The following is a 24,006-nucleotide window of genomic DNA, read 5'->3' as shown; positions in this document are numbered from 1 at the left end:
GCATATCATTATTTTGTTTATTGCGATGTCCCAGATCCCCGGCAATTACAAGCACATGCGAAATCTCCTGAGGGAGCAGTCTTTCCATCAATAGGTCAATTTCCTGCAGATTATCTTCTTGATCCGGCCCCTTACGCTAAGCCAAAAGTCCAGATGAATATCGGAGATGAGATCGAGTTGGATCATAAGGGGTGCTCCTTTTGGACAAAGTTATGATATATTTAGCGAACTTTTAATAATGCGATAGATTGGTGAGGATAAATCGGTTACATCGTTAGATTCAACTAAGTTGTAATTAAGGGACTTAAGATACGTCTTGATTCCAGAGTTAAATGGATGCGAGCAGTAAAACTCTCCGTTTTCTCGAATGAAAAATAGTAGGCTAAACTGCGAAAAGGTTCTTGGGTCATAATTATTGTTGGTTAACAATTTATTTAACGATGAATATCCTGGATTAAAATCCAAATCCCACTCTCGGCATACCAGATGTAGCAGTTTCAACCATGGTGAGGCCTCTACCGAATACTTATTATTTTTTCTAGTATAGGTCATATAAAATAAGCGAGGAATCCATCTTTCCCGATAGGGACTTAACTCTTTCTCGCTGAAGAATTCAACTTTGATGCCTCCAACATAGAAATAGGACGGATTATTTTCATCATAAATATATAGCCCTCTAATGCAATTCCACGCCAACTCCCCATCTTGCCTACTAAGACAAAGCATCCTATTCACATGTTCCGTGAATTTCTTGACCAGTCTTCCGTAGGGAATATGATTAAAAATTCTTGCCACCACATATTCAACCTCAAATTCCAGGTTATATTTGTCCAGCATTTTTTCTACGAGTGCCCTCCATTTGTTGTTCCGCAATGATGAAGCCAGAAGTGGTAGACCAGATTCAAACATCTTTTCACACCATAGATTCAACTCACACATAAAACTATCCAGATTCTTTTGGGTAATCCTTACCTGCTTACACTCTTGCTCCAACTTAAGATATATCTGGCTATTCATGATATGTCCAGCAATTTCAACAGGGGAGCAAGCCTCGATATCAGCAAATCTGTGATAGTCCAGGGTCCGATACTTAAGGTTATTATTATGTAATTCCAGATCAACCGTCTTATAGAAGACCTTGCCTGACTCAGGGATATTGAAATCTCGGTCTTTGTTCTTTCTCATTGTTTCATTAAGAAGTCTATGGATTATAGAATAAAACTGCTCAAGTGTTAGCTCACTATCCATTCTACAAAAGGATTCGTAGATTAGATCAGTCAGATATTGATCATTCGAGTCTGTATTAAAGAAATTATATTTTCCGATTTCTTCTTCTATAAAATACTGATAAATGTCTGTAAGCCGGCGGTTATAGTCGATAAATAGTCTGTACATCTTGGTTAATTCATTCATAAAGTTCGGTTCCCGTGTATCCAGACATTTCATAGCATCTTGAAGACAATCCTGCTGCAGCTGTCTTCGCTCTGCTAATTCCCTCAGAACCTCATCTGTTAGAATAACATTCATAGCCGGAATGGCAGGCGTTACATCATATTTATAATTCCCCATACAGGCAATGAAGTTGAGCGCATTGGTATCGCTTATATTCTCATCAGGCAACAGGAATACATTGTGGATTTCATCGAAGTGATTGGTGTAACGGTCAATTCTGCCAAACCGCTGCTCCACAATCGCGGAAGAGACCGGTATATCATAATTAACTGCATAATTATAGCCCGGCAAATTCAACCCTACTTCTCCTATGCCAGAGGTTATAATTACTACCTCCGGGAGCTTATCGGCTGCGCTGGCTGCTGTGTTTTCTTGGAGGGTTTTATTAAGATTGTTAAACTGCCGCTTCCGGTATGAAATATCGGTGTCTCCCGTTAATACAACGGATTTAAGCTCCGTTCCAGCGAATGCTTGTTCCACATCCTTTACACTTTCCTTATATCTGCAAAAAATCACAAATCTGCTCTCAGGTTCATTCTCGTCTCTTAAAATATTTATTAATAATGCTTTTAAATCTTCCATTTTTGATCGTTTATCTCTATATCTCCAGATATCCACCTTTCTTTTCTTAGGCTCAAGAAGCGGATGAGTTTCCTTCTTCGCACTGGTTATATCCATGACCTCTTTGAAATTTCTCGATACCGGAGAATCAATATCCAAGGCAAGTATTTGCGGCAGATGACTGTCATTTTCAATGGAAAAGGTGGATTCGTTATACTTTCCTTCTAAGCGATAAGCATCCGTTGAGTCTGGAGGAAGGTTAAGGATGCTGGCAGCCAGGCGGGGATAAATCTTAATGTTATTGAAATCATTTCTTACAGGAGTCGCAGTCATAAATACTACCTTTTTTGCTTTAAGCTTCGCTAAAACCGCTGTTCTTTTCGCATCACCATTAATAAACAAGTGCGCTTCATCCACTATTATTAAATCCCATTTAAACCCTTTTCTTTTATTTTGGAGCTCTATTTGCTTGGCTATATTTGAGTTATGATTATTAATAATTTTGATTAGTTGACTGCCCGTGGCAGGAGCAGCCTCTACATCTATAGTAGGTTCGAGATTAAACTTTTCTGATAGCTCACTATAGAATTGGCCAACAACATTATTGGAAGTAATGATAAGGATGTTCAGCGTCTGCTGATATTTCTTTTGTAGTAAGGAAGAGATGATCAAGCCTGCCTGGATCGTTTTACCCGTCCCTACATCATCATAAATATACAGCACATCATGGGTTTCGAATTTCTTTACAACAGCATATTGCAAAACATTGATATCAATGGTCTGGGGTAACACTAACACATCTCTCTGCTCCAATTGAACTACCATCTCATCATTCCCTTTCCTTCTAGTGTTGTAAGATTGGAATCGCGTGTCTCTTTGCAGCTTGCAGTACTGTCTTCTCCCGCATAGGAATTTTGTATACGGTAAAATGTCTTCCCTATTCCCGGCGCTCTCTAGTGCAAATCCTGATCGCTTCATAGTCCGCTTCTATTACAATAGAGCAAGCTTGGATTTATGCGTCCTACATTCTCTAAAACATAAGCTCAGTAAAGCTTTGGTATTAGTAATTGATTCGGATTTATTAAGTTCATGAGAATGCGAAAGGCGAAATACGTGACTTAGGTTGGGATACAGGAGCTTGATAAGATAAGCCTCTAATCGATTTGATAAAAACCTTGATCTTGGTAAACATTAATCCCACGCACTGAGTACCAACTTTCACGAAAAGGATAACCAAGAGAAACAAATAATACCATGCAAACATTTAGTATTGCAATACTAAATGTTTGCATGGTATTATTTAGGTGTAAGTTCCTAGGGCTAGAGGGTGATAAATTGATCGAATCGTTCTGGAATATTTGTTTACTTCATGATATTAGCTCCCGGGATCAATTGCTTCGGGAAGCTGTAAGAGTTACTCAGACTAGAAAGGCGTTAGAACAACAGAAAGTAGCTAATCAAACGCTTCTAGAATCGGAAGTATTGTTTCGATGGATGAAGGAACATGTAGGCGCGAGAGAATTGGGACATTTCCCAGGAGATCAGGATTTATTCAACAAACTTTATCAAGCTGGAAAGGATATCGACTTGTTGGAATATGCCCTGCAGACCTTACAGCAAGATCGTGTTACGGGAGGAATCATCGTCCATTCTGGTATCATGGATAGGTTTGTAACTATGTGTGATCATCATCATTACCAATCCCTTCTCATTACGGAGACAGAGAAATATATTCGAGGGTTAGTGGACACACAGAGTTTCAAGCAGCCGTTCAGGTTAACGCTGCTGACAGAAAACTATATTTTCGCAAAACTTCTGAAGGTATACTTTGAACCTTATCCTAATGTCAATGTCATTCAAGGATCTATATATCATCCGTTGCCGCTAACTGAAAAATTCGAAGCCATATTAGCCATTCCGAATTTCGGAATGAAAATGGACGAAGATGACGAAGTGACGATTCGGGATTCGGAGGGCGTGGCAGTTAATCATCTTATTCCGCTCTTACAAGACGGTGGAAGAATTAGTGTAACTTTCCCCGCACGGATGATGTTTCAATCGGGGAGCATCGCAACTTGGCGCAAGCAAACGAATGAATTAATCCCTGTCTGTAATATTAATTTGCTTCCAGATGGGTTGTTTCGTCCCTTTACTTCCATGAAGACCTATCAAGTCGAATTTGGAAACAAGCCAACAAAAGAAGTACTTCTAGGACGATTACAACTCCAAAAGATGGCGCTAGTTAGTGAGCGGGAAATCACCATTCATGTCGAGCAGTTTCTACAGCTGGAGAATTGGCGAATCGACATGCTGCTGGAAGAAGATCACGAATTGTTACACGTGTTCCAGCAAGCTACTGTTCCTAAGGTGAAACTTCGGGATGTCGCAGAGATCTTCCGGGGGAAGTCTATTTTAAAGCAAAATTTAAAATCAGGAACCATTAGAGTACTTAACATCTCCAATTTAGATGACGGCGAAGTGATTCTTGATGAACTGGAAACGATTGACGAGGAAGAGAGGAAGGTTAGACGTTACGAAATCCTCTCGGGTGATCTCGTGATGACCTGCCGGGGAACAGTAAACAAACTGGCAGTATTCCCGGAGTCTGAAGGGACCATCATCGCTTCTGCGAATATTATCGTTATTCGGTTTAAATCAACCATACTGAGTCAGTATGCAAAGATATTTCTAGAGAGTCCCGTGGGATCTACGCTGATTAAAGGACTTCAACGCGGGACAACCGTCATGAATTTGAATCCTGCAGATGTGGCCGAAATCGAAATCCCTCTTCTCACAAAGGAGAAACAGATAGATCGGATTAATCGATACACTCAAGAGAAACAGCGATATAAAACAATTGTCCAAGAGGCAACAACCCGTTGGGAGCAAGTGAAAAATCAACTTTACGGTGAATTATACTGAGGAGGACCAAGAAAACATGGCAACAGCTAATATAGGATTTGAAGAAAAATTATGGAGCATGGCGGATAAGCTGCGCGGGAGTATGGATTCCGCAGAATACAAGCATGTCGCGCTTGGCTTGCTGTTCCTGAAATATGTATCCGATGCATTTGAAGAGAAATTCGAGGCACTTAAAAATGAACCCTATGCAGATCCAGAAGATCGGGATGAATACATAGCGGCAAATATCTTCTGGGTACCAAAGAATGCGCGCTGGAATAATATTAAGAGTAGCGCCAAGAAACCGGAAATTGGGCAAATCATCGACCAAGCTATGATCGATATCGAAAAAGAAAATCCCTCACTCAAAGGTGTGTTGCCAAAGGATTATGCAAGACCGGCACTCGATAAAACGCGGCTTGGAGAAGTTATTGACTTGTTCTCATTCAAAGTCGGTGATGAAGCAAGTCGTTCTATAGACGTACTCGGCCGGGTATATGAATATTTCCTCAGCAAGTTCGCCAGCGCAGAAGGCAAGAACGGTGGCGAGTTCTACACCCCAAATAGTGTTGTTCAGCTTCTGGTAGCAATGATCGAACCTTTCAAAGGCCGTGTTTATGATCCGTGCTGTGGTTCTGGTGGGATGTTCGTTCAAAGTGAGAAGTTTGTAGAGGAACACCAGGGTAAGCTTGGGGATATTGCAGTATATGGCCAGGAGTCAAATCCGACGACTTGGAAATTGTGCAAGATGAACTTAGCGATTCGCGGACTCGATAGCAACCTGGGTGAGCATCATGCAGATACGTTTCATAATGACTTGCATAAAAACTTAAAGGCGGATTACATATTAGCGAATCCTCCGTTTAATATCAGTGACTGGGGCGGGGCTAGACTGACTGACGATGCTCGCTGGGCCTATGGAACTCCGCCTGCTGGGAATGCAAACTATGCTTGGATTCAGCACATGGTGAACAAACTTGCTCCGAGTGGTGTAGCTGGTTTTGTACTCGCCAATGGTTCGATGTCCACGAGTACTACTGCTGAATTAGAGATTCGTAGTAAGCTAGTTAATGAGGATTTGGTCGATTGTATCGTCACTTTGCCAGGGCAGTTGTTTTATTCGACGCAAATTCCGGTTTGTTTGTGGTTTATGGCCAAGAACAAAGCTCCTAAGGGGCTACGCGACCGCCGCGGCGAAATCTTGTTTGTCGATGCTCGTAAAATGGGACAGATGTCGGATAGAACTCATAAAGAGTTAAATACCGAGGATATCAAGAAAATTGCTGATACTTATCATGCTTGGCGTGGTCAGGCTGATGCGGGAGAATACGAGGATGTTAAAGGTTTCTGCAAAGCCACGAAGCTTGCAGAAGTCCAAGAACACGAATATATTTTAACACCTGGTCGGTATGTGGGAATCGAAGATATCGAGGAAGATAGCGAGCCATTTGAGGATAAAATGGTTCGGCTGACGACAGAATTAGCAGAGCAATTCTCCAAGTCCAAACACTTGGAAGATGAAATTCGCAAGCAGTTTGGGGGGATTGGGTTTGATTTCTGAAACAAGTTGGGAGAAAAAAAAGTTAAAGGACCTGTGCATTAAAATCGGAAGTGGTGCAACTCCATCTGGTGGGAAAGAAAATTATAAAACTTCCGGTATTAGCTTGATTCGAAGTCAAAATATTTATAACCATACTTTCTTGTATAATGGTCTTGCTTATATTGATGATGAACAAGCAAAGAAACTGAATAATGTTGATGTTCAACAGGACGATGTTCTTTTAAATATCACTGGGGACTCTGTTTGTCGTTGCTGTATTGTCCCTAATGAAATATTACCTGCAAGAGTAAATCAACATGTCGCAATTATACGAGTAGACAAATCAAAACTGGATCCCTTTTTTTTGAAGTCATTTTTAACAAATGAGCTAATGCAGAATTTCATGCTTTCACTTGCCCAAACGGGGGGGACTCGAGCAGCCCTAACAAAGGGGATGATCGAAGAGTTTGAACTTCTGGTTCCGGATTTAGGAGAGCAAAATAGAATTAGCAAAACTCTTTGCTCTCTAGACAAAAAAATTGAACTCAACAACGCCATCAACAAAAACCTTGAAGAAATGGCCCAGGCCCTTTTCAAACGGTGGTTTGTAGACTTTGAGTTTCCGAACGAAAACGGAGAACCGTATAAGTCCAGCGGTGGTGCGTTTGAGAAAAGTGAATTGGGGTTGATTCCTAAGGGCTGGAAGGTCGGGAACTTCCAAGAAATAATCTTAGAAACTTCAGGTGGAGATTGGGGGAAAGATAGTCCGGTAGGCAACTTTATTAAAGAAGTATCTTGTGTCCGCGGAGCAGATATTCCTGAAATCGCAAAAGGATCTACTGGTAAAGTTCCGCAACGGTTTATTTTGCTAAAAAATGCTGAAAAGAAATCCTTAGTTGCTGGTGACATAATCGTTGAAGTTTCAGGTGGGAGTCCAACACAGTCAACAGGCAGAACTGCATTCATCACTAATGAAGTTATCGATAAATTTGATCATCCTTTAATTTGCACAAATTTTTGTCGGGTTATAAAATCACAGCCAAGATTCCAAGAGTTTTTATATAGCTATCTTAATTGTATGTATAAAGATGATCTATTGTTTCAATATGAGAATGGAACGACTGGGATTAAAAATCTGGATTTAAATAGTTTGTTTAATGTACATCGCATTATAATTCCAGAGATTAATATTATCAATCAGTATGCGTCACTTTTTAGCAAAATTCACACTAATATTCAGCATATCGGAGAAGAATCTGCAACGTTATCTCAGATCCGCGATACCCTTCTCCCCAAACTTATGTCTGGTGAAATTCGAGTGCCTGTGGAGCAAGAGTACACTCAGTCTGTCGATCTGCCAATGGTTGCAGAAGATAGTGAGAAATACAGTGCCCACTAACTAATCAAGGGAGGCGCATCATATGGCCCTTTACACCACATCCTACACCGAGAGCGACTTGGAACAAGCTGCACTAGAGTGGTTCGAAGAGTTGAATTATAACAAAGCATATGGTCCAGAAGTATCGCCGGAAGGTGAATACCCGGAAAGGCTGCTCTATCAGGATGTTATTCTGAAAGACCGTCTTCGCGAGGCTCTTATTCGAATCAACAAGCGACTGCCAAGGGAAGCAATTGAGGAAGCTATTCGTATTATTGAAGTGCCTCGCAGTCCAAGCCTGATAATCAACAATAAAGCTTTCCAGAAAATGATTACCGATGGTATTGACGTACAGTATCGGGCGACTAACGTTGACTATCCAACAGAGAAGGTTTGGTTATTCGATACTCATCCTGACCGAGTAGATAATAACGACTTTCTGGTCGTTAATCAATTCACAGTAATCGAGAATCAAAAGGATAAGCGGCCGGATGTGGTGGTCTTTGTGAATGGCCTTCCGATTGCAGTCTTGGAGCTGAAGAGCGCCTCCAATGAAGAGGTGGGAATTAGTGATGCATACAACCAGGTACAGACATACAAAAAGGCGATCTCATCTCTTTTTACATATAATTCATTTTTGGTCATCAGCGATGGTGTTAATGCTCGTGTAGGAAGCTTGACGGCAGATGAGGAACGGTTCATGATGTGGCGGACGATTGATGGGGAAGATGTTGCCTCTTCCTCTCTCCCTCAACTTGAAGTGTTGATCAAAGGTATGTTCGAGAAAAGCAGGCTGCTTGATATTATCAAGCATTTTGTCTTGTTTCAGACGGATGGGGAACATCTCTTCAAAATATTAGCCGGTTACCACCAATACCATGCTACTAACAAGGCGATAGCGTGTACGGAGAGAGCAACAATGGAAGAAGGGGATCGAAAAATCGGTGTCATCTGGCACACTCAAGGCTCCGGTAAAAGCCTATCCATGGTCTTTTACGCCGGAAAGCTAGTACTGACAATGGACAATCCGACGATTGTTGTCGTAACAGACCGAAATGATCTGGACGATCAACTGTTCGCTACGTTCAGCAAGTCGAAAGATTTGCTGCGTCAAACCCCTCAACATGCAGAAAACCGCACACATTTACAAGAGTTGTTATCGGTGGAGTCAGGTGGGATTATTTTCACAACGGTACACAAGTTTTCACCTGAAGAGGGCGACTCAAAGTACCCTGCACTCACCAATCGCCGCAATGTGATCGTCATCGCAGATGAAGCTCATCGTAGTCAATATGGATTTCAGGCCGAGATGGTTACTGGTGAAGATGAGACAAACATTAAGTACGGATATGCCAAATACATGCGCGATGCATTGCCAAACGCCTCCTATATTGGCTATACAGGTACACCTGTTGAGTTGACCGATAAGAATACCCCTGCTGTCTTTGGTGATTATATCGATATCTATGACATGACGCGAGCAGTGGAAGATGGAACAACCGTCAAGATCTACTATGAAAGCCGAATTGCCCGGTTGGAGTTATCTGATACAGAACAGCCCATCATTGATAATGAGTATGAAGAAATTACGGAGTATCAAGAATATACGCAGCAAGAAAAGCTGAAGTCTAAGTGGGCGCGGTTGGAAGCGTTGGCTGGCTCGGAGAAACGGATCAAACAAGTAGCCAAGGACATGGTCAATCACTACGAGCAACGTCAAGGTGCCATGTATGGTAAAGCGATGATCGTTGTTATGTCGCGCCGTATTGCTATTGATTTGTATAAAGAAATTATCGCGCTTCGACCGGATTGGCACAGTGATGACGACAACGAGGGTAAAATCAAAATCGTTATGACAGGAACCTCCAGTGATCCAGCAGAATGGCAAACTTATATTGGAACGAAGCGCCGTAGAGAACAATTGGCAAAACGAATGAAAGATTTGAAAGATCCTCTTGAAATCGTAATTGTCCGCGACATGTGGTTAACGGGATTCGACGTCCCTAGTATGAACACCATGTACATTGACAAACCCATGAAGGGACACAACCTAATGCAGGCGATTGCCCGTGTAAATAGGGTGTTCCGAGACAAACCAGGCGGACTAATCGTGGACTATATTGGCATTGCGGATATGTTGAAATCAGCACTCCAACGATACACGGAAAATGATCGCAAGACTGCGGGGATCGATACAGATCAGGCGGTTGACTTCATGCTTGAGAGAATCCAACTTATTCGAGAACTTTTGCACGGACATGACTTTACTAGATTCGCTTCAGAGAAAGCCTCTGAGCGGATGAAGGCCATCGTTGAAGCTGTGGACTATGTACTGGGACTTGGGGATCAAGGAAAACGTAGTTTTGTGAATTGGACGACGGAGTTGGCAAAAGCATATGCTCTATGTGCTACTACAGAAGTTGCAGAGCAAGTGAACTTGGAGATTAGTTTCTTTAAGGCTGTCAAATCAGGGATTGTCAAAATTATCACGACGGAAAACAAGAAGAAGACGACGAATGAGTTAGACGCTGAATTAAATCAACTTATCTCAAAGTCGATAATGTCCGACGAAGTCATTGATATTATGGAAGCAGTCGGATTGCAAAAGCCGGACATCTCGATATTGTCGAATGAATTCCTGGAGAATGTACGCGGGATGAAACAAAAAAACCTTGCGGTAGAGTTGTTGAGAAGGCTGCTTCAGGGTAAGGTGAAGGCTGTTTCAAGAGTCAGCATTATTCAGTCGAAGAAGTTTTCCGAGATGCTGGAGGAAGCTGTTCGTAAATACAACAACCGTACAATCGAGACAACGCAGGTCATTGAAGAGTTGATCCAGATGGCCAAAGAGATGAACGCTGCCGTAAAGCGAGGTGAAGATCTTGGACTCATTAAAGAGGAAGTAGCCTTCTACGATGCCTTGTCCTCAAATGAAACAGCCAAAGAACTGATGGGTGATCTCGTTCTCAAGCAAATAGCTCATGAATTAACCCAAGCTATTAAAAGCAACATCAAGGTGGATTGGACGCTTCGGGAGAATGTCCGGGCCCAGATGCGGATTACCGTTAAACGATTACTTAAGAAGTACGGTTACCCGCCGGATCTTGAGAAGATGGCTATAGACCTCATCATTCAGCAAGCAGAATTGATGGCTCATGCAGAGACAGAAGAATTTAGATATTAACAGACAAACAGACATCAGGTGTAGCTAAAAGAATTTCTTTTTTAGCTGCGCCTTTTTAATAGGAGGAGTTATACGATGGGTACTGATAAAGAAGTACTAATAAAAGAATACCTCAAGGCTCTTCATGAAGATAATGCTGCAGTTTTTGCTGGAGCGGGATTATCAGCAGCCTCAGGGTTCGTTAATTGGAAGGAACTTCTTAGAGAAGCTGCAGAGGAACTCGGTCTTGACATTGAAAAGGAAACTGATTTAATTTCTCTAGCTCAGTATTTTTTTAATAAAAATGGCCGACAGAGACTCTCACAGTTAGTTATCGACAATTTTTCTGCGGATGCGAAAATAAATGACAACCATATTATATTAGCACAGCTTCCTATAGATACTTATTGGACAACAAACTACGATAGACTTATTGAAAAGTCATTAAGTGAAGCTGGAAAAAACCCCGATGTAAAAATAAAACAAACGGATCTTGCCCTCCTAAAGCCTAAAAGAGATGCAATTGTTTACAAAATGCATGGAGATATTGAAAGAGCAAATGAAACTGTATTGATAAAAGATGAATACGAAATGTTTCATGAGAATAATCAGCTGTTTTCAATTGGGCTTAAGGGAGATTTGATTTCAAAGACTTTTTTATTTATAGGTTATAGCTTTGAAGATCCTGATTTAGAGTATATTTTAAGTCGAATTAGAGTCTTAATGGGTCACGATGGAAGAAACCATTTTTGCTTCTTTAAAAGGGTTAACAGAGATGATTATAATTATCTCCCAAAAGATGAGGCCGATGAGAAGTTTAGGTATGATTCGATTAAACAGGAACTAAAGTGTGCGGATTTGGAAAGGTATCATATTAAACCTGTGTTAGTTGAAAAATATTCAGATATTACCGATATTTTAAAGACTATTTATCAGCGATATAGTAGATCGAAGATATTAATCTCAGGAAGTGCTATTGAGTATAAACAATTTACGAATGATGAGAAGAATGCTCGGTTGTTTATTCATACATTGAGTCATGAGATTGTAAAGGCTGGATTCAAAATTGCTTCTGGATTCGGGCTGGGAGTTGGAAGTGCTGTTATTAACGGATCATTAGATTATGTCTATTCTACAAATAAACGAAAAATTAGTGATTATTTAATATTAAGGCCATTTCCCCAGTTTGCAACCAATGGTTTAGAATTGCCACATTTATGGAATCAGTATAGACAAGACTTTATATCAGATGTTGGTTGTGCAATTTTTATTTTTGGAAATAAAGATGAAGAGGGCAATGTAGCAGATGCAGACGGTGTTAGAAAAGAATTTGATATTGCTGTCGCTCAAGGAGTTAAAGTGATTCCAATTGGAGCTACAGGTTATATGAGTAAAATTCTGTGGGAAGAGATTATAAGAAATTACAATAAATATTATAATGACTTTCCAGCCCTCAAAGCTGACTTTGAATTCATTGGACATGCACACCATGATCATCATGAAATTATTAAGAGAGTAATAAAAATTGTTAATACTCTGAAGAACGGTAGATGATTTTAATAAAATATCTTACTTTTGGGAGTGATTTATTATGGGGAGAAAAATCTTTGTTTCTTATAAATATTCTGACAGCAGTGTGTATCCTTTAAACGGCAACTATTTTACGACAGTAAGAAATTACGTAGATGAGCTACAAAGTAAGTTAAAAGAAGATGATCACATTAACAAAGGCGAAGCTGATGGTGAGGACCTAAGTGAATTTAAAGATGAAACAATTTGGACTGGATTGAAGAAAAAAATTTTTGATAGTAGTATCACCATCATATTAATTTCTAAAAATATGAAGACTATTTATACTAATGAGGAAGATCAGTGGATACCCTGGGAAATTTCATATTCATTGAAAGAGCTAACGAGAGATGGTAGAACGAGTGGCGCTAATGCTTTATTGACGGTTGTTTTGCCAGATCCAAATAATGGTTATGAATATTTCATTCAAGACAACTCATGTCCGTATTGCAAATGTACGACGCTGATGACAAATACTCTATTTAAAATCTTAAGAGAAAACATGTTTAACCTTAAGTCACCAACATATAGTGATTGCAGTAATCACAACGAAGGAAGCAAGGTGTACACAGGGGAGTCTTCGTACATTCGTTCTGTTAAGTGGTCAGATTTTATTGATAATATCGATGGATATCTTCAAATAGCATATAACATTAATGAAAATATAGATCAATATAACATCCGAAAAAGTGTTTAAAATTACTCGTAATTAGGAGAACCACAAGTATGCCTGGTATAGCCCAAAGAAAGTACGTTGGTGAAACAATGCGAATCAATAAGACTATAAGTCGAATATTGAGACGGTTATCTGATGTATTACCTTATAACTACAGCGCTGAAACGCTGTTGGAGTTATTTCAAGATCTGTATCCTAGAGAGTGGATGGAATTAGATCAACGTTATCATCAATATAAAAAGAAAGATGCATTTTTATCAAAGAACGGTAAGAAGATCAGATATAAGCCTGATCCACCGAGAGAACATTTTCTCAATTTGCCTAAAGTCAAACACATGATATCTAAGGGGGCGATTGCCAAGCACAAGGCCAACTTTGATAAGAATGGTTATCAACAAAGGCTCGATAATTATAAGGCCAAGAGGCAAAGCGCTATTCAAAGTAGGAATAAAAAGATTGCTAAAGCTAATGAACTTATTCAAAACGTTGAACCACTTTATATTGATGCCTTTATTGCTGCTTATCACAAAAAAGGCATAAGTATAGACGGAAAGCTCGAGATATTTAAAGAACTACAGAAATATAAATCAAGAAAAGTTATTGAGTTTTTTTACAAGCTTAATGATAGTGAACGGAATAACCAAATTAGGAATATGGCGTTTAAGCACTTACAATCGACAGGAAGCTACGCTAAATTAAGAAAACACTATAAAGGAAAGAAAAAAGAATATATGACAGAGAGAAGTCAGTTTTACATGACTCCTCTCGATTTATTAAATAGAATTGAAAGTAACAATGTGCAAAACAAAAAAGTATATGATGTATTTATTTCACATAGTTACAAAGACTCCGCAATCATAAAGAAGATTATGAAAGCCTTTAATAAGCATTCTCTTAATGTATACTGTGACTGGACAAGTGATAATGACTTCCTAAAAAGAGAGCTAGTCAGTGAATATACAAAGGTTGTATTACAAAAAAGGTTAGAGCAATCAAGAAACTTAGTATTTGTTAAAACAAAGAACTCTATTGAGTCTGATTGGGTTAATTTTGAATTAGATTATTTTAACAATCTAGGAAAATCAATATTTTGTATCAATCTATCAGTTGAAGAAGACATGCTATTTGCAGGACTTGATTATAATGCTGAGAATGAAATTGTTCAATGGAATCGGAGTGATTGACATTAAAATTCATGAGTATGAAAAAGGCTTAGTGTGGGATGAAAATGATGAATTTATTGATCAAGGATGGGGAGAATTAAAAGAGAAAATAAAGAACACACACGGCGGAATAGGTATCATAGCAGCTGATTTTGATGAGTTGTTGAGGTTTTGGGAATTACATCAACTTTCACAACCAGAACGTAGACGAACTCATTTTGCAAAATTAGTTGAGAATGCTCAATCAGATGAGGATATTGAATTATTATCCGAAATACTATCAATTATTTTAATTAAACCATGGAGAACAAATTTGCAAGCGGGTTGGTTCATATACTACCTAAGAAAAGGAAAAAACCTTGAGTTATTTGATGTCGATCGTGCCTGTAGAGTTCTTAATGAGTTATGGGATATTCATGAATATGCTACGAAAGTGCTCATATTTACACTGGAGAGTTTCATATGGGAAGATACTTTGGTTAGAGAATTGTTGAATGAGTCGATAATATTGCGTAAAGAACTTAGACATATATTAAATCCTGCGAAAGTATTTATCTCCTATTCAAGAATTGATAAAGATATTACATCTCAATTGCGTAAAAAACTTGATGAACATGGGTTAAAGGTATGGATGGATACAGAGGAGATACTGCCTGGTGAAAAATGGAAACAAGAAATTAGGAATGCTCTTGAAAAATCGGAATTTGTTATTGTTTGTTTCTCCGAAAAATCCATTATGAATACTGAGGGTTATTTTTATGATGAATTAAAAATAATAAGAGAGATAATGCATTCAAGTAGTCAAAGTGTATTATTTTGTATTCCTATTGCAATAGATGACTTTGATAGAAAAATAACACCAAATGGATTTGAAGAGAATCATATTTTAGATTTATATGAGGACATGGATATTACTATAAGTAAGATAAGAGATACGATTATTAAATTCAGAAGTACAACTGATGTAGATATAGAATCCTCAGTCTAATAATTATTTTCTCGTAAATAGTGGATAGTTATTATGTTATCTTTTTCAGTCTAAAACTTATTTCTCAATACCTGACGATTTTGTAACCGAGCATTTGCATTAATCTAAGCCCTTGTTACACAACGGTTTTTCAAGCATAAAAAAGGACTTCACCCTAACTTGGAGAAGTTTTTTGGTAACGACACCAAAACACTCAAGAGGAGGAAGTCCCCTATGTATATTCTCCAAGAAAGTCTGTTTTCCTTTGAGGAGCTTCAAAAAATGGAATCGAAAGAGCGATTGCCTATCTTTTTCAGCGCACAGGACTTACGACCGTATGCGAGACCATTGAGAAATCCTTCACCCCGAGGAGCGGACGGACACTGCCGTCAAGGTATTCTTCGTGCATTACTCGCGGCACCCTTAGAGAACATCGATACGTTCACCGGCCTTACGCGCAGACTGGAGTTTGACCTTCACTTCCGTTACCAGTGTGGACTTCGGCTGGACATCCCCGCCCCTTCGATTTCTACGTTAAGTCGAGTTTTTGCCGAGTTGACTCGCAAAGGCCTTGCTCAGCAGTTGTTTGACGATCTTGTCGCTCAGTGTCAAGAAGCTGAAATCATCGACGGAACTCATGTCGCCATCGACAGCGCAGCCACGAGAAAAAAGAACCCAAGCGAAAAAGCGAACTCACCGGCAATGCCAACTGGGGAGTTAAACTCGATACGTTTGGCAACAAAGTCAAGTGGTTTGGGTATAAGCTGCATCTGTCCGTCGATACGAAGAGTGAACTTCCGATTGCCCTCAACGTTACACCTGCTCATGTGAATGATGGCGATGAGGGACCTACACTCATGAAGCGAACCGTCGAACGATTTAAGCCTCGATTTTTCATGTTGAATGCAGGATATGACCAAATTATTTATTAATTTAAAATGACTGGAGATAAAAGAAATTCAACATATTATTAATTGAAAATACTGTATTAAATGGAGCGGGAATTAGAGAAAGGATAAATGTGATAATTGTAAATACAATTGATTTTCAATAAACATCCCACGGAACGTATAAAGTCCCTTTGTATATATATTTCAATAAAAAGGGGGATTGGACAGTAACTCAGAATTTAGTCGTCCTAGTTCAATCTAGCCGTTCATACTCTCTAACAAGCTTATAAAAGGTTGTTTTTTTAACTTCTATTTCACGCATAGCATGAACAGCTGATATGACAGAGAAGGTTATGATGGCGATGGTTTAAATGAGTATGGATATGATGAGGATATGAACAGTGCAAATGATTAAGATTACTTACATATAATGAAGAATTAATAGAAAATGAGAAGCCCCGATTCCCTTAGTGGAGTTGAGGCTTTTATTGTTGCACATCAGAATGTATTGAGTGGCGAATAATGTAGTATAGTTTCTGCTTCAAATTGTATCACCTAACCTAATAATACAAACAACAACGCCAACCTCTCCCCGATCAATAAGGGAAAGGTCGGGGTTGTTGCTAAGGATTCAAATTGTTAAAATATGTCCCTGTCAGGATTACATCGCTCGTATCCTTCAACATAAGTTCCGTCATCGCGATAATCATCATCAACCCAATGTGTTCGAGTCGTCCTGGTACTCGTCATATGTCTCATAGATCACTGAATGCGAAACGAGCCTTAAAGCTATTCTAGAGGCCTGTTTTTTTGTTGTTCCGAACAACTAAGTCTCGTACCGCGGAACTGCATCATGACGGGTTGAATGGGCTTGAGATTCATCATCCCGCCGGCCTAGAATCGAATCATCATGCTTTTCATAGTGCGGACCCCTTGAAGCATGTACATCAATATAGCTTCAAACCGATGGTGCTGGATCTCGGAGATATACATTTCGTGAAGCCTCACTTCGTTCAGGGATATATCAAAGAAGACGGCACGGTCGTAAAGGGATATTTCCGCGACAGTGATGGCAATACACCCATTGACAGACCGCTGGGGGCAGGCGGCGGATATTATGCTCATAATCCTGGCACGGCCGGTCTCTACTCGAGCTAAACTCTTTTATTGTTCCTATTGAAAAAAGCAGCAAAAAGCTTAGGCCTACTAACAGGTCTGAGCACCTACCTTTTGCTTTTCATTCTTTTTGCCCATCCATGCCACCGGGTATCCCTATTTGCAAAGGAATTAAAGATTCGGAATGGACCCGTCAGAGTATCTTCCCTGATGGGTCCATTCCGGGTGGTGGGGTATCACAGCTTAATAAAATAATTATCTCCCTATTTCACATCTACTATTTTTATGCGTGTGGCAGAAGGCATTTCTGGTAGCCGCCCACCTTTTCTAGCCGCGAGCCTGCCTTCCAGTGTACTTGGTCCTACCACTTTCGCCCAGCCAACATTTGTTTGTGTTAAAGCAGATTGGGGAACATAAAACTCAATATACATTGAACCTGGTTTTGCTTGTTTTCTAAATGCATTAACGTCTGCAGGATGAGCAACATGCGTGGTGCCGGTATAACTTTCTATCACCTTTCCTGTTTTAATCATAGAGTCGTACTCCTGTTTAGACATCCATCTGCCTACAATGGTTAGGGTTACTTCCCCTATGCTATTTACGACTGAAGCACTCAGCCCATCTTCCGCTTTACGTATTGCTTGTTCTTTCATCATACTCGTCTCCTTTAAAATGAAATGAAAAAAGCGCAGGAGAACATCCCTGCGCTTCGCTAGAAATTTACGAGAGAACAAAAAAGGCCCAAGTAGCAGCCAATGAAGACTGTCACTTGGGCCTTTGCCTAATCAGTAAAGTTACTGCCGTATGGAGAATTGCGTTAAAAGTGGTGAACTTAGAAAACAAAAAAAGCCCCATACGTAGCCAAAAGACTACGTATGGGGCTCATTAGATATCCTTCTATTAAAGGCCAATTAAACACAAAAAAGGCCCTGTATGATAACCATTACAAGGTTACACACAGAGCCGCTTAAAATTATATGTGAGGTTGAGCAAACAGAAAAAGCCCCATGGAAAATAGGCACAGATCTACTCCAGCAGAGCTCTTTGATTACGCTTCTATAATTAGAAGAATACAATTGATAAAACTATATGAGTCATTTATTAATCTATTATCTTAATATAATCAGGGTATCCCTGATAAAACTAATTCCCCCGGCTTGTCCTCAAAAAACAGACGTTTTTATACTATACCGCAAATTCTTACGAATATATTTAAGGACATTATCTTCTGCACGGCGTTTATTCCGGTGGACGGTTGCCTGTTTACGGCCGCGCGTTACACCATACTCCCTTTCAGTGGTGGCATTATCGCCATAACAGTGTTCGAGCGTTTCAATTTGTACGGAGCTTTTTAAGCACTCTTTATGCATACCTACATGAACAATCAGCTGATAGTAGCTTTTCTTTTGCGCGCGGGTAAGCGTCCTTCCCTCATCCTCCAATCGGAGTGCAGTGCTAATCAGGACATTCCGGGTCACTTCCGGATCTATCTTTTCCGGTGATCTGAGGGTGGCCATAGCATACTGCTGCTCTATCTGCACTCTAGGCTTAGCTATATTCCCATTCACGTATTTTTTACGATTCCATCTCTTATTCAGCCGGCTAATAATATTCCGTCTGATAAAAGGACGTAATTTCCACCGAGCATCAAAGCGCGGTAAAAATTCGAACGCAATTCGCTCAATCATTTCAGTTTCCATATCTGATGGCGGAACGTCCCGAACATCTGTCCAACACATACGCAGTGCACTACGAATGATCCGCTCAAAGTAAAGAGAAAATAACCTATATTCATCGGGAGTAACTGTTCCATTACGGATGGTTTTCCCAATTCGGCAAACGCAGTGGTCACAAAGCACAGGTTCAATGACGGCAGAAGGTTTCGATACAGGATAGGCATTAGGCTCTAAAAACGATTCTGTGTAAATATCGTATCTCCGTTTTAATCTTCCATGTATTCGTAAAACGGCCCGTAGGGCTGTTCTTGGACCAGGAGCCTCTATCACTTCATTAACTATGGCCCCGGTCTTTACCACCGTCCCCTTAATGTGATAAAGCTCCATCTTTCTGATCACCTTTCATTCGTGGAGGATTTAGACCTAATTGCTCCTTTATTTTCATCTGTGGGGAGTAAAAAAGCTATGATATTGTTTGAAATTCTGCTCGTATTCACTCTGAAGGTGGTACTTGTATGAAGCCGATAAACGAACTCAAAGATTTAGTCTGAGAACATTGAATGCCTATGCTATCCAGAACAATAGTTTAATGAAACAGCGACAGTCTAGGGCTTTATTTCCTCGTCCTTTGCTATCACTGTTATTTTTTTAGAGCCACTCTAATACTTTGTTTCTTCAGACATAAATAGGTGAATATTGCATGGAATCGATTTCCATACGGTTAATTACTGATTCAACTATCTCCGAAAATAAGGTAGTATAGGTATTATGTCTCATGACTTTAGACAAAAACAGCGTGATACCTACTGGAGGAATAAAGCTATGACAGAAACCGTCCATTTGACCTCTGCTTTTCACGATATGCGTAACCGGCTTCGACAGCTAATAGGCGAAATAGTCGGATCTGGGCTCGATATCTTCCTGTCGGACGAAGGCAGTGTACTTATTCAACAACTTAAAGAAATACATAACAAGTTCGCTCTTGCCGTGTTGACGCAGGAACGGCAGGTTGTAGCGGTTACCGGGTTGCAGGGTGCAGGAAAGACGACGATCGTGAAGCGACTGTACGAACTAGACGATCAATATCTTCCCGAGAATCCGGGCCGCGGTGAGCAACTTCCAATATTGATTACCGAGTATGATATCAGCCAACCGGAAGGTCAGGTCTGGCGGGGAAGTATCCGCGGTGAGGACTATTTACTGGAACCAACGCCACTGGAATCCGCTGCGTTTCGCAATATTGCTTCCAATCCGTCGACCGACGATATCTGGCTGGAACTTAAAGTGCCTAATCGCTACTTCCGCGATTCCAGCAAGTCATTGGCCCTGCTGCCGGGCTTCGAAAAAGACGACAGCCAGAGTTCCCAGCAGTTGCTTCTACACCTGCTCTATTTATCTACCTCCAGTATCGTTGTGTTTCGCAAGGATACTTACGCCCGGCAGAGTAACGAGACGATGTTCAGACGAGTGAAAGACGTTTATCGGGACGTAAAGCCGATTTACGTTCTATCCCACGGAGATATCAACCCCGAGCATAACGAGGCGATGAAGGCCCAAATGGGCGAAGACTTCGGTATTGGAATCGAGGAGAGCGACAGAATCGTTGTGGCCGGCGATCCCGTGAGTTTTGGGGAGGAATGGCTACACAGTCTAACGAAGGCAGTGCAGAAATACGGCTATGTGAGCGGTGAAAGTGAGCTAAAGCAGCTTCGGCTTTTGGAACAGTTAACAGACAATGTCCGGAAGCAGTTGGGTCATCTTGATCAACTGTTGAAAGCTGAAGAGATTCAAAATATCGCAAGCAGCAACAACGGCAGTTTCGAGAGCACAGCACAGCTACTATATTATTTCGAAAGTATATATGAGAAGGACTTAGCTCTTCTAGAGCGGGAGATTAAGGACAAGCTCACCGCGCGGACACAGAAGGCGCATTCGATTTTCAACACCTATATTAAGGATAACCACAGTTTCTGGAAAAGGTTCACTTCCCGATTTACGCCGAATGCTCTGGAAGAACAGGAGAAGCTACAGCGTGCGATTGAAGATGCCTGGCTGCAGTCAGCGGTGGAGAAACCGGATGAGACAATCATTCGTAGCGTGGATGCGTACGCCAGTAGAAACGCAGAGTTACTAGGGCTACCGAACGGGCAGGCGGAGAAACCAAGCGTTGCGTCCTCGGGCATACTGGAAGTTCCGGTAATTCAGCCGCTTTCGATCATACCGGCGGTTCCGATCACTCCTGGCTCACCCGGAGTAACGGCAGGGAAGGTGAGAGAAGTCCCCGGAGTGTCAGTCGTTTCGTCCGCACATGCGAAGCTCAACCGAAGCGCTCTGGCGAAGATTGATCGCTTCTTCGATCTCGCGAAACATGGAGATACGATCGTAGACCCACTTGACCGTGACGACCTGAAGGCGTTGGTAACCATCGGCTTCATGCTTGGAGGCCAGTCGCTTGTGGCTCAGCCGTTGCTCGCCGAGGCAAGCGACATACAGGAAATGATGCGCTTGGGAGTGCCGATCGGCCAGGATCAGATAAAAGCGATGGATAAGACGATTAAGGACGTAGAGACATTCTCTGGACATCTTGACACGCTTAAAAAGCTTTCTCCCTTAGTACTGAAAATTATCCCTGTTATCCTTGGAGTGGATATCGTGGTTGACGGAGAAAGCGACATCCTCAACAATGCGACTAAAGCGCTGGCTGGTCTCGGCATCACGGTATCGCCACTCGGGCTGGTTACAATGCTGGGTGCCGGCTTCGCGACCGTCTATGCAGTGAATGCGATACAAAAGGGGGTACAGGAGACGAATCGTTACCAGTTGGAGCTTTCGCAGGCTGGACGTAACGTCATTGATTTGTTACCGGCTCTGCAGGCGGAAGCGTTCGTCAACTCCTTACGGAACACACTTGAAACGATGGCAGACAAGCTTCGTGAGGTCCATCAGCGGCGTATCGGCGCTTATGACCAGGACGGTTATCTCGAGAAGATTCAGTATGCATCCCGTCGCATCAAGAAGCTAAACGCCATTATTCAGAAGCAACTGGTCTTGAGACATGCTGGACTTACTTTGTAAGCTTGACGCGGAGCGCTGGGATTGGACGATGAGTGGCGTAGAGGAATTCCAGAGCGGATTTCTTGGGCTACAAGAGAGAGGGGATAATAAACAACGGGTGACGATCGGCGTTTACGGTCCCACTCAGGTCGGGAAAACGACGTTGATCCTGAAAATTCTCGGGATCCGCGATATGCATCTCGTCGCTCTTTCGAAGGCGTTGCGTGGGAACCGTGCCGTCGGGAACTCAGCGACGGTGACCAGTACAAACTACCGGCAATCCGAGGATGATATATTTCATGTGTATTTTCCGGGCGGGCAGGTGCGTTCCTGTGCGGACTTGCCTCAACTTGCTGAGGTGATGACTGAGCTTCGAGAGACTGTTGAATCGGAGGAATCCTATCCGACTCGACCGATCACGATTCAGCTTGCGAGGTTTCTATTCGACCAGACTGAGCTTGCAAGGCGCGAGCAGACGATTGAAATTCTGGATCTGCCTGGCGATGACGGCAAAGAAGAGCGAGAGAAGGCGCACGTGGATCGTTGCTTGAAGGATTATCTCCCACACTGCAATGTATGCATCCTGATGGAGATATCCAGTCAACTCGTGCAATTGACTCAACTCCAACAGGAACATGTCAGGGATTGGCAGTGGCAGCCCAGCAAGTTCAGAATCGTACTGACGAGAGCTATATCGGATTCTTCCGTGAAACGGCGACTGACCCAGGACGCCTACCCGTCACCGGTAGAACTACAGCAGGAATACCGCCATGAGCTGACCCGACTACTCGCTGACGACAGAAGCTGTAGGGTAGAGGTCTATCCTTTGGAGTTCGGAGATTCCTGGGACTCTATTGAGCGAAATGACCCTGAACTCTACCGAAAATCCAAGCCACTGGTCGACGCGATCTACTCGCAGCTCATTCAAGATTTAAGTGCCACCTGTTCACCACGTCATCATATTATTCGGATGATGGACCTCGACGGGCTTGTGGAGAAGCGAAGCCATGAGGCATCAATCATGTACAAGCAGGAATTGGCACAAAACGCTAAAATGCTGAAAGAAAATATGACGAGCCAGAAAGTTTTGGCGATTAAAGAGACAAAGCTGGAACATTCATTAGAACACTGTGAAATCGATCTGCAGTATTTGAAGCAGCTGACCTTTACGAAGCCATCCATACATATGTTTCCAGGCTGGTCTGAACGTACATGGAAGCAATGCTCAGCGAATTTATTGAAAAACGAATTCATGCTTGCTGTCGACAAGCTTGCGAATGATTACGAGCGTTTGCTGAAAGACCTCATGAAGACGCTAGAGAGGTCAGCCAAGAGCTATGAGCTAACATGCTTGAAAGTGAATTTTGCGTTTGTTAAGCCGAGCGTAAGCATCGATAAGTTTATTGACCGATACTGGTCGGAATCTGCGTTCTCAAAAGATCTTGCACAATGCGAGACGGTATTGAAAGAAGCAAACGACAGGGAATTTGACCGACTATATGAGGCGCTAGCTAAAGTGAAAAAGGATCTTGCAGCAAAGCTTGCGGTTTATAAAGCGGGGCTGGAACGGCAACTCCGGACAATTGCGAAGGAAAAAACTCATGCAGATAAGAGGAAAATGGAACTCGAACTGGAAACAGAGCGGATTGAGCACAGTATGGTGAAGTCCCATCTGGATTGGAAACAAGACAAGCGTAGAGTGGCGCAGCGCAATCTGTATTTGCAGCAATCATTCACGGCACAATCCCGAACCTATTACGAGCACCTGGTCTCCCCAGTCGTGCCGGCTACGGAGAAGTGGCTTTACCATCAATACTGGAACTTGATGTTTCAGGATATGCAATGGTTAGAACGATACGAGCAGCAACAGATTACACAGCAAGCTACAAGCGGAGGTTAATCG

At 41.6% G+C, this 24,006-nt stretch carries 16 protein-coding genes; 13 read left to right on the top strand and 3 right to left on the bottom strand.

What is annotated here, in order from left to right; translation table 11 throughout:
• Nucleotides 1-210: 210 nt before the first annotated feature.
• On the bottom strand, nucleotides 211-2,826 hold the full coding sequence (locus LOS79_RS24025) for a helicase-related protein (RefSeq protein WP_315412915.1): 2,616 nt from the start codon (nucleotides 2,824-2,826) through the stop codon (nucleotides 211-213).
• Nucleotides 2,827-3,507: 681 nt separating this feature from the next.
• Here LOS79_RS24025 and LOS79_RS24020 point away from each other — a divergent pair.
• The 11 genes from LOS79_RS24020 (at nucleotide 3,508) to LOS79_RS23975 (ending at nucleotide 17,415) form a co-directional block, all read left to right on the top strand.
• Nucleotides 3,508-4,935 carry a restriction endonuclease subunit S gene (locus tag LOS79_RS24020; RefSeq protein WP_315412913.1) on the top strand — a complete coding sequence of 476 codons (1,428 nt, stop codon included), beginning with the start codon at nucleotides 3,508-3,510 and terminating at the stop codon, nucleotides 4,933-4,935.
• Between the two features lie 16 nt (nucleotides 4,936-4,951).
• Complete coding sequence (locus LOS79_RS24015) at nucleotides 4,952-6,475, top strand: class I SAM-dependent DNA methyltransferase (RefSeq protein ID WP_315412912.1); 1,524 nt, start codon at nucleotides 4,952-4,954, stop codon at nucleotides 6,473-6,475.
• Entirely contained in the window at nucleotides 6,465-7,853 is a 1,389-nt protein-coding gene (locus LOS79_RS24010) for a restriction endonuclease subunit S (protein ID WP_315412911.1), read from the top strand. Before LOS79_RS24015 ends, LOS79_RS24010 begins: the two co-directional genes overlap by 11 nt.
• Before the next feature lie 22 nt (nucleotides 7,854-7,875).
• The gene (locus LOS79_RS24005; protein ID WP_315412909.1) at nucleotides 7,876-11,013 is read left to right on the top strand and encodes a type I restriction endonuclease subunit R; all 3,138 of its coding nucleotides are present in this window, start codon (nucleotides 7,876-7,878) and stop codon (nucleotides 11,011-11,013) included.
• A 75-nt stretch (nucleotides 11,014-11,088) separates the two neighbouring features.
• Nucleotides 11,089-12,546, top strand: coding sequence for an SIR2 family protein (locus LOS79_RS24000; RefSeq protein WP_315412907.1), 1,458 nt, complete (start codon nucleotides 11,089-11,091; stop codon nucleotides 12,544-12,546).
• Nucleotides 12,547-12,583: 37 nt separating this feature from the next.
• Nucleotides 12,584-13,258 (top strand): TIR domain-containing protein, encoded by a 675-nt coding sequence (locus tag LOS79_RS23995; RefSeq protein ID WP_315412905.1) that lies wholly within the window; start codon nucleotides 12,584-12,586, stop codon nucleotides 13,256-13,258.
• A gap of 29 nt (nucleotides 13,259-13,287) precedes the next feature.
• Nucleotides 13,288-14,421 (top strand): toll/interleukin-1 receptor domain-containing protein, encoded by a 1,134-nt coding sequence (locus tag LOS79_RS23990; protein ID WP_315412904.1) that lies wholly within the window; start codon nucleotides 13,288-13,290, stop codon nucleotides 14,419-14,421.
• Nucleotides 14,414-15,388, top strand: a complete 975-nt coding sequence (locus tag LOS79_RS23985; RefSeq protein WP_315412902.1) for a toll/interleukin-1 receptor domain-containing protein — start codon at nucleotides 14,414-14,416, stop codon at nucleotides 15,386-15,388. The genes LOS79_RS23990 and LOS79_RS23985 overlap by 8 nt, the downstream gene beginning before the upstream one ends.
• A gap of 213 nt (nucleotides 15,389-15,601) precedes the next feature.
• Nucleotides 15,602-16,198, top strand: coding sequence for a transposase (locus LOS79_RS23980; protein ID WP_397386685.1), 597 nt, complete (start codon nucleotides 15,602-15,604; stop codon nucleotides 16,196-16,198).
• Entirely contained in the window at nucleotides 16,132-16,299 is a 168-nt protein-coding gene (locus LOS79_RS33115) for a transposase (protein WP_397386810.1), read from the top strand. Before LOS79_RS23980 ends, LOS79_RS33115 begins: the two co-directional genes overlap by 67 nt.
• A gap of 891 nt (nucleotides 16,300-17,190) precedes the next feature.
• Entirely contained in the window at nucleotides 17,191-17,415 is a 225-nt protein-coding gene (locus LOS79_RS23975) for a hypothetical protein (RefSeq protein ID WP_315412900.1), read from the top strand.
• A 221-nt stretch (nucleotides 17,416-17,636) separates the two neighbouring features.
• On the opposite strand, the gene LOS79_RS23970 is transcribed toward LOS79_RS23975, so the two are convergent.
• Nucleotides 17,637-18,029, bottom strand: a complete 393-nt coding sequence (locus tag LOS79_RS23970) for a TreTu family toxin (protein WP_315412898.1) — start codon at nucleotides 18,027-18,029, stop codon at nucleotides 17,637-17,639.
• 507 nt (nucleotides 18,030-18,536) lie between these two features.
• Nucleotides 18,537-19,436 carry a hypothetical protein gene (locus LOS79_RS23965; RefSeq protein WP_315412896.1) on the bottom strand — a complete coding sequence of 300 codons (900 nt, stop codon included), beginning with the start codon at nucleotides 19,434-19,436 and terminating at the stop codon, nucleotides 18,537-18,539.
• 435 nt (nucleotides 19,437-19,871) lie between these two features.
• Here LOS79_RS23965 and LOS79_RS23960 point away from each other — a divergent pair, with 435 nt between their 5' ends.
• Nucleotides 19,872-22,124, top strand: a complete 2,253-nt coding sequence (locus LOS79_RS23960) for a hypothetical protein (protein ID WP_315412894.1) — start codon at nucleotides 19,872-19,874, stop codon at nucleotides 22,122-22,124.
• Nucleotides 22,105-24,003 (top strand): hypothetical protein, encoded by a 1,899-nt coding sequence (locus LOS79_RS23955; protein ID WP_315412892.1) that lies wholly within the window; start codon nucleotides 22,105-22,107, stop codon nucleotides 24,001-24,003. The genes LOS79_RS23960 and LOS79_RS23955 overlap by 20 nt, the downstream gene beginning before the upstream one ends.
• Nucleotides 24,004-24,006 lie beyond the last annotated feature (3 nt).

Origin of the sequence: Paenibacillus sp. MMS20-IR301 (assembly GCF_032302195.1) — a bacterium.
GTDB lineage: Bacteria > Bacillota > Bacilli > Paenibacillales > Paenibacillaceae > Paenibacillus_AQ.
This window is presented reverse-complemented; position numbering and strand designations above follow the sequence as displayed.